This is a genomic window from Lysobacter arseniciresistens ZS79 (assembly GCF_000768335.1).
In the GTDB taxonomy this organism is placed as follows: domain Bacteria; phylum Pseudomonadota; class Gammaproteobacteria; order Xanthomonadales; family Xanthomonadaceae; genus Novilysobacter; species Novilysobacter arseniciresistens.
Map to the genome: position 1 here is coordinate 21,232 of NZ_AVPT01000033.1, position 6,757 is coordinate 27,988.

6 protein-coding genes are annotated in these 6,757 nt (G+C 69.8%); 4 read left to right on the plus strand and 2 right to left on the minus strand.

What is annotated here, in order from left to right; all coding sequences use genetic code 11:
- The first annotated feature begins 51 nt into the window (after nt 1-51).
- Complete coding sequence (gene aceE / locus N799_RS12400) at nt 52-2,757, plus strand: pyruvate dehydrogenase (acetyl-transferring), homodimeric type (protein ID WP_036213020.1); 2,706 nt, start codon at nt 52-54, stop codon at nt 2,755-2,757.
- A gap of 157 nt (nt 2,758-2,914) precedes the next feature.
- On the opposite strand, the gene N799_RS12405 is transcribed toward aceE, so the two are convergent.
- Complete coding sequence (locus N799_RS12405; RefSeq protein WP_152597958.1) at nt 2,915-4,096, minus strand: dienelactone hydrolase family protein; 1,182 nt, start codon at nt 4,094-4,096, stop codon at nt 2,915-2,917.
- A gap of 92 nt (nt 4,097-4,188) precedes the next feature.
- On the opposite strand from N799_RS12405, the gene N799_RS12415 reads away from it, so the two are divergent.
- The gene (locus N799_RS12415) at nt 4,189-4,635 is read left to right on the plus strand and encodes an Rrf2 family transcriptional regulator (protein WP_036213026.1); all 447 of its coding nucleotides are present in this window, start codon (nt 4,189-4,191) and stop codon (nt 4,633-4,635) included.
- Nucleotides 4,632-5,519, plus strand: coding sequence for an NAD(P)/FAD-dependent oxidoreductase (locus tag N799_RS12420; RefSeq protein ID WP_036213027.1), 888 nt, complete (start codon nt 4,632-4,634; stop codon nt 5,517-5,519). Before N799_RS12415 ends, N799_RS12420 begins: the two co-directional genes overlap by 4 nt.
- A gap of 27 nt (nt 5,520-5,546) precedes the next feature.
- On the opposite strand, the gene N799_RS12425 is transcribed toward N799_RS12420, so the two are convergent.
- A complete protein-coding gene (locus tag N799_RS12425; protein ID WP_036213028.1) occupies nt 5,547-6,038 on the minus strand; it encodes a lipocalin-like domain-containing protein in 492 nt (163 codons plus the stop codon).
- A 112-nt stretch (nt 6,039-6,150) separates the two neighbouring features.
- Between N799_RS12425 and N799_RS12430 the strand changes: the two genes are divergently transcribed.
- On the plus strand, nt 6,151-6,757 hold a 607-nt coding region (locus N799_RS12430), incomplete at its 3' end, for a LysR family transcriptional regulator (RefSeq protein WP_036213029.1).

The following is a 6,757-nucleotide window of genomic DNA, read 5'->3' on the forward strand; positions in this document are numbered from 1 at the left end:
GCGTTCTCCTCCACCCCTTACACGAGGCGCGGCCATGGGGCCGCGAGGCGCATGACCACGACCTACGAAAGCCCGTTCACCGACCTGCTGGCCAACGATCCCGACCCCACCGAAACCCAGGAGTGGATCGAGTCGATCGAGGCGGTCATCGCCCGCGACGGCACCGAGCGCGCGCATTCGCTGCTGCAGGGCATGGTCGATGTCAGCCGCCGGGCGGGCGCGCACCTGCCGTTCGCGCCGACCACCGAATACATCAACACCATCCCGCCGCACCTGGAGGCCAAGAGCCCCGGCGACGCCGCGATGGAATGGCGCATCCGCTCGATCATCCGCTGGAACGCGATGGCGATGGTGGTGCGCGCCAACCGCAAGCCCGGCGACCTCGGCGGCCACATCGCCAGCTTCGCCTCGGGCGCCACGCTGTACGACGTCGGCTTCAACCACTTCTGGCGCGCGCCCAGCGAGGACCACCCCGGCGACCTGCTGTACATCCAGGGCCACAGCTCGCCGGGCATCTACGCGCGCAGCTTCCTCGAAGGCCGCATCAGCGAGGACCAGCTCAACAACTTCCGCATGGAGACCGGCGGCAACGGCCTGTCGTCCTACCCGCACCCGTGGCTGATGCCCGACTACTGGCAGACCGCCACCGTCTCGATGGGCCTGGGCCCGATCGCGGCGATCTACCAGGCGCGCAACTGGAAGTACCTGGAAGGCCGCGGCCTGATGCCCAAGACCGACCGCAAGGTCTGGTGCTTCCTCGGCGACGGCGAGTGCGACGAGCCCGAGAGCCTGGGCGCGATCTCGGTGGCCGGCCGCGAGGGCCTGGACAACCTGGTCTTCGTCATCAACTGCAACCTGCAGCGCCTGGACGGCCCGGTGCGCGGCAACGGCAAGATCATCCAGGAGCTGGAAGGCAGCTTCCGCGGCGCCGGCTGGAACGTCATCAAGACCATCTGGGGCAGCTACTGGGACCCGCTGCTGGCCCGCGACACCTCCGGCAAGCTGCGCCAGCTGATGATGGAAACCGTCGACGGCGAGTACCAGAACTGCAAGGCCTTCGGCGGCGCGTACACCCGCGAGCACTTCTTCGGCAAATACCCGGAGACCGCCAAGCTGGTCGCCAACCTGAGCGACGAGGACGTCTGGCGCCTCAACCGCGGCGGCCACGACCCGCACAAGGTCTACGCCGCCTACGACGCCGCGGTGAAGACGACCGGCAAGCCGACCGTGATCCTCGCCAAGACCGTCAAGGGCTACGGCATGGGCCTGGCCGGCGAGTCGCTCAACCCGACCCACGGCACCAAGAAGATGGACGACGAATCGGTGCGCGTGTTCCGCGACCGCTTCAACGTGCCGGTCACCGACGAGCAGCTGGCCGACGGCAAGGTGCCGTTCTTCCACCCGGGCGAGGACTCGGAGGAAGTGCAGTACATGAAGGAGCGCCGCGCCGCGCTCGGCGGCTACCTGCCGCAGCGCCGCCGCAAGTCGACCGAGACCTTCACCGCGCCCAGGCTCGAGACCTACGAACGCCTGCTCAAGGACACCGGCGAGCGCGAGATCAGCACCACCATGGCGTTCGTGCAGGCGCTCAACATCACCCTGCGCGACAAGCAGGTGGGTCCGCGCTGCGTCCCGATCGTCGCCGACGAGGCCCGTACCTTCGGCATGGAAGGCCTGTTCCGCCAGCTCGGCATCTACTCGCCGAAGGGCCAGAAGTACAAGCCGGTCGACCGCGACCAGCTGATGTACTACCGCGAGGACACCGCCGGCCAGGTGCTGGAGGAAGGCATCACCGAGGCCGGCGCCTTCGCCAGCTGGCTGGCCTGCGCCACAAGCTACAGCGTCAACAACCTGCAGCTGCTGCCGTTCTACATCTACTACTCGATGTTCGGCTTCCAGCGCATCGGCGACTCCGCCTGGCAGGCCGCCGACATGCGCTCGCGCGGCTTCCTGCTGGGCGCCACCGCCGGCCGCACCACCCTCAACGGCGAGGGCCTGCAGCACGAGGACGGCCACAGCATGATGCAGGCCGGGCTGATCCCCAACGTGCGCAGCTTTGATCCGACCTTCAGCTACGAGGTGGTCACCCTGCTGCAGCACGGCATGAAGCGCATGCTCGAGGACCAGGTCGACGAGTACTGGTACCTGACCCTGATGAACGAGAACTACACCCACCCCGGCATGCCCGAAGGCAGCGCCGAGGGGATCATCAAGGGCATGTACCTGCTGACCGACGCCGGCAAGCCCAGGAAGGGCGAGCTGCGCGTGCAGCTGATGGGCAGCGGCACCATCCTGCGCGAGGTGATCGAGGCGGCGAAGCTGCTGGAGAAGGACTTCGGCGTGACCGCGGACATCTGGTCCTGCCCGAGCTTCAACGAGCTGGCCCGCGACGGCGCCGACGCCGAGCGCTACAACCGCATGCACCCCGAGTCCAAGGCCCCGCGCAAGCCATACATCACCAGCCTGCTGGACGGCCGCCTGGGCCCGGCGATCTGCGCCACCGACTACATCCGCGCCTACCCCGAGCAGGTCCGCGCCTACGTGCCGACGCACTACACCGTGCTGGGCACCGACGGCTTCGGCCGCAGCGACACCCGCGCCAACCTGCGCAGCCACTTCGAGGTGGACCGCTTCCACATCGCCCATGCCGCGATCGCGGCGCTGGCGGCGGAAGGAAAGATGGCGGCGAAGGACGTGGCCCGGGCGATCAAGGAGTACAGGATCGATACCGACAAGCCGAATCCGATTTCGGTTTGAGGTCGGGAAGAACGGGAACGGCGGCCGGAGGGCCGCCGTTTTTTCTGGGGGAGGCGATCCACCTGAAGCGGATAGCGTCGGCCGGAAAGGGAAAACTCACGGATCAGAACGACGTTGCCCACCGTCACCGGCGGCCGAGCTCGGTATCGCTAGCCCGTTAGCGCGCTACCTGTCCCACAACCCACTCCACGATCGCTTCGAACCTCTCCTGATCGAGCGCATGCCCCCGCTCGACGCGCAGCTCGGTGATGAAATCGCCGGCCACCTTGGCCACGACCTCGTCCGCATCCCGCGAGTACTTGTCCTCGGCGCCTGAAACGACCAGCGTCGGCCGCGGGCCGATGGCGGCCAGCACGTCGTGCGTATCGATCAGTCGGGCGAGCCCCGGCACGGCCTCGAACAGGGTGAACCCGGTGTTTTCGCGGCGTCGCGTCTCGAAGCTGCACACGGCACCGCTGATGCACGCGAACCGGCACCGCGCATCCACCGCCGCGTGGTACAGCGCGGTGTAGCCGCCGTACGAGTGGCCGGCCACGCCCACCCGTTGCGCATCCACGCCGGGCACCTGGAGCAGCACGCTCACCGCGCGCTGGGCGTCGTCCAGGCATTTCCGCATCAGCACGTCGCCGTCCAGCAGCCGGTAGGTCAGGGCGTTGTAGTGCTGCAGCCAGTCGTAATAGTCCGGCTCCACCCCGCGCACCGCGCCGCGCCGGTCCTCGAATGTGAGGGCGTCCGGCGCCAGCACGGCGAGGCCGCGGCGGGCCAGCGCCGGCCCGAACGCCTGGTACGCGGAGCCCACGTCGCCGGCCACCTCGCTCTTGCCGAAGTGGAATTCGCCGTTGTGCTGGTGGAAGACGACCACGCCGCCGCGCGTATCGCGGCCGTTCGGCGTGAACAGGAACGCCGGGATGGTGTCGCCTTCGAGCCCGCGGTATTCGATCCGCTCGCGGTCGAATCCGTCGAACGCTTCGATGTCACCGCGCTGGACGTCGACCGGGACGGGGTCGGCAAGGCCCAGCCGTTCGCGGAGCATCGTGGTCAGGTGGGTCATCGCGGCAATGATAGGGGGCCGCCGGGGCGGCGCGGGGAATGCCAGGCGCGCCGCGGCGAGGTTCCGGGCCATTCTGGCGTAGTTGTCCATGACATGCGCGAAGTTAGTGACCTGATACGCGATGTTCCAGGCGTCATCGATGAGGTTCCAAACCTCATCAATGAGGTTCCAGACCTCATCAACGAAGTCCCGGACCTCACCCGCGAGGTTCCAGACGTCATCCGCGAGGTTCCAGACCTCATCAACGAGCTTCCAGACCTCATCGATGACCTCCACAACCTCATCCACGGGGTCAAACCGGTCACCCACGACCTCCCCGGCACCATCACCCGCCACCGCACCGCTTGACGCAGGCGCAAATACGTAACATCGTTTGTTACATGAAACGCGACAGTCGACTTTCGGCGGTGCTCCACGCGCTGCTCCACATGGCGGCGGCCGGCACGCCGTTGACCTCCACGGCCCTGGCCGAATGCATGCGCACCAACCCGGTGGTGGTGCGGCGGACCATGGGGCTGCTGCGCGATGCGGGGCTGGTGGTCGCCGCGCGCGGCCACGGCGGCGGCTGGCGGCTGGCCGCGGATTTCGAACAGGTGACCCTGCGCCAGCTGCACGACGCGCTGGGCGAGCCCGCGCTGTTCGCCATCGGCAACCGCAGCGAGCGGCCCGAGTGCCTGGTGGAGCAGGCCGTCAACGCCGCGCTCGACGGCGCCTTCGCCGACGCCGAGGCCCTGCTGATGCAGCGCTTCCAGTCCATCACCCTGGCGGAGCTGGCGGCGGAGTTCGGCCGCCGGCATGCCGCCCACGCCGCGGGAGCCCCGGCATGAGTCACGACGTCATCGTCATCGGCGGCAGCTACGCCGGCATGGCCGCGGCGCTGCAGTTGTTGCGGGCGCGGCGGTCGGTGCTGGTGATCGACGCCGGGCAACGGCGGAACCGCTCCGCCGCGCACTCGCACGGGTTCCTCGGCCACGACGGGGTGGACCCGGCGGAACTCGCCCGCCAGTCGCGCGCGCAGCTGATGGCCTACCCGACGCTGACCTGGGTGGAGGGCATCGCCACCGACGTCCGCGGCGCGAAGGATGCGTTCGAGGTCGGCTGCGGCGGGCAGGTCCACACCGGCCGGCGCGTGCTGTTCGCGACCGGCGTGCACGACGAGCTGCCGGCCATCGCCGGGCTGCGGGAGCGCTGGGGCCGCAGCGTCTTCCACTGCCCGTACTGCCACGGCTACGAGCTCGACGAAGGGCGGATCGGCGTCATCGCGACCGGGCCGATGTCGCTGCACCAGGCGCAGCTGGTGGCCGAGTGGGGGCAGGCGACGTTCTTCCCCAACGGCACGTTCGAGCTCGACCGCGAATCCGCCGACGAGCTGGCGCGGCGCGGCGTGCAGGTCGAGCCCGCGGGCGTCGTCGGTATCGAGGGGGACGCCGACGTGGTGCTGGCGGACGGCCGGCGGATGTCGTTCCGCGGCCTGTTCACCGCGCCGCGCAACAGCCCCGCCACGCCGGTGGCGGCGATGCTGGGCTGCGAGCTGGCCGAGACGCCGTTCGGCACCCAGATCGCCACCTCCGAGTCGAAGGAAACCAGCGTCGCCGGGGCGTTCGCGTGCGGGGACGTGGCCCGGGTTCCCCACTCCGTCTCGCTCGCGGTGGCCGATGGCGCCTGGGCCGGTGCCCAGCTGCACCGTTCGCTGGTCTGGCCCGACCTGTAGGGCGGGCGCCGTCGCCCGCGCCTGCCCTCAATCCACCCGCCGCCACACCGATATCGGGATGCTCCCGTCCGCCCGCGGCGGCACCCGGTAGCTCAGCCGGGCGCCGTCGATCTCGTACTCGCGCTTCTGCACCGTGCCTTCCCAGTTGGGGAACGACGAGCCCTCGATCGAGAACACCAGCAGGTCGTTGCCGCGGTCGATTTCGATGGTGCCGTAGTGGGTGCTGCTGCCCATCACCGCGGACTGGAACTCGTCCACGCTGCCGTCGGCCTTGCTGCCGGTGGCGAAGCGCAGGCGCTCGGACTTGAGGATCTGCAGCGAATAGCGGCCGTCGCCGTCGACGATCAGCCTGCCCTTGGGCGCCTCGCCGTAGTCCCGCGCGCGCTCGCCGCCGGGCAGGATCTTGTCGGCCGCGACCAGTGTCCAGGTGCCCTGCAGGGGGAATCCGTCGGCGGCCGCGGTGGCCGGGGCCGCTGCGCCGGCCAGCATCGCCAGCATCACGCCAGTCAGGTGTTTCATCGCACGCTCCCTGGTGTGGGGTCGGAATCGACCGCTGCAGGCTAGGCCGCTTGCACGATGCGAAAAACCCATCTATGGCTATATCTGTCATTCGCAAAACGAATCACTGCCGATGAAGTCGATGGACGTCGATGCGATCCGGGCCTTCGTGCTCGCCGCCGAGCTGCGCAGCTTCACCCGCGCCGGCGAGGTGCTGGGCACCAGCCAGTCCGCGGTCAGCCTCAAGCTGCGCCGGCTGGAGGACCAGCTGGGCCGGCGTCTGCTGGAGCGCACCCCGCGGCAGGTGCGGCTGTCGGCGGACGGGCTGGCCTTCCTGGAGGTGGCGCGCGAGCTGGTGTCGACCCACGACCGCGCGGCGGCGGCGTTCGATGCCGGCCAGCGGCGGCTGGCGGTCGGCATCAGCCACGAGCTGGTCGGCAGCGAGCTGTCGTCGCTGCTGCGCCGCCTGCGCGACCACGACCCGAACCTGCGGGTGGAGATGCACGTGGCCGGCTCGCGCGCGCTGCTGCAGGCCCACGGGCAGGGCGAGCTGGACGCGGTGCTGGTGCTGCGGCCGGACGACCGCCGCAAGCAGGGGCGGGCGGCGTTCAAGGAGTCGTTCGGCTGGTACGCCGCGACGGGCTGGGAGCCGCGGCCCGGCCAGCCGCTGCCGCTGGCGACGCAGGGCGCGGCCTGCCGGTTGCGCGCGGCGGCGGTCGGCGCGCTCGACGGGGCCGGGG

What these genes read in the sequence shown, in the direction of transcription:
- N799_RS12415 (WP_036213026.1), top strand. Translation starts at nt 4,189, where the DNA reads ATGAAACGCGACAGTCGACTTTCGGCGGTGCTCCACGCGCTGCTCCAC.
- N799_RS12425 (WP_036213028.1), bottom strand. Translation starts at nt 6,038, where the DNA reads ATGAAACACCTGACTGGCGTGATGCTGGCGATGCTGGCCGGCGCAGCG.
- aceE (WP_036213020.1), top strand. Translation starts at nt 52, where the DNA reads ATGACCACGACCTACGAAAGCCCGTTCACCGACCTGCTGGCCAACGAT.
- N799_RS12420 (WP_036213027.1), top strand. Translation starts at nt 4,632, where the DNA reads ATGAGTCACGACGTCATCGTCATCGGCGGCAGCTACGCCGGCATGGCC.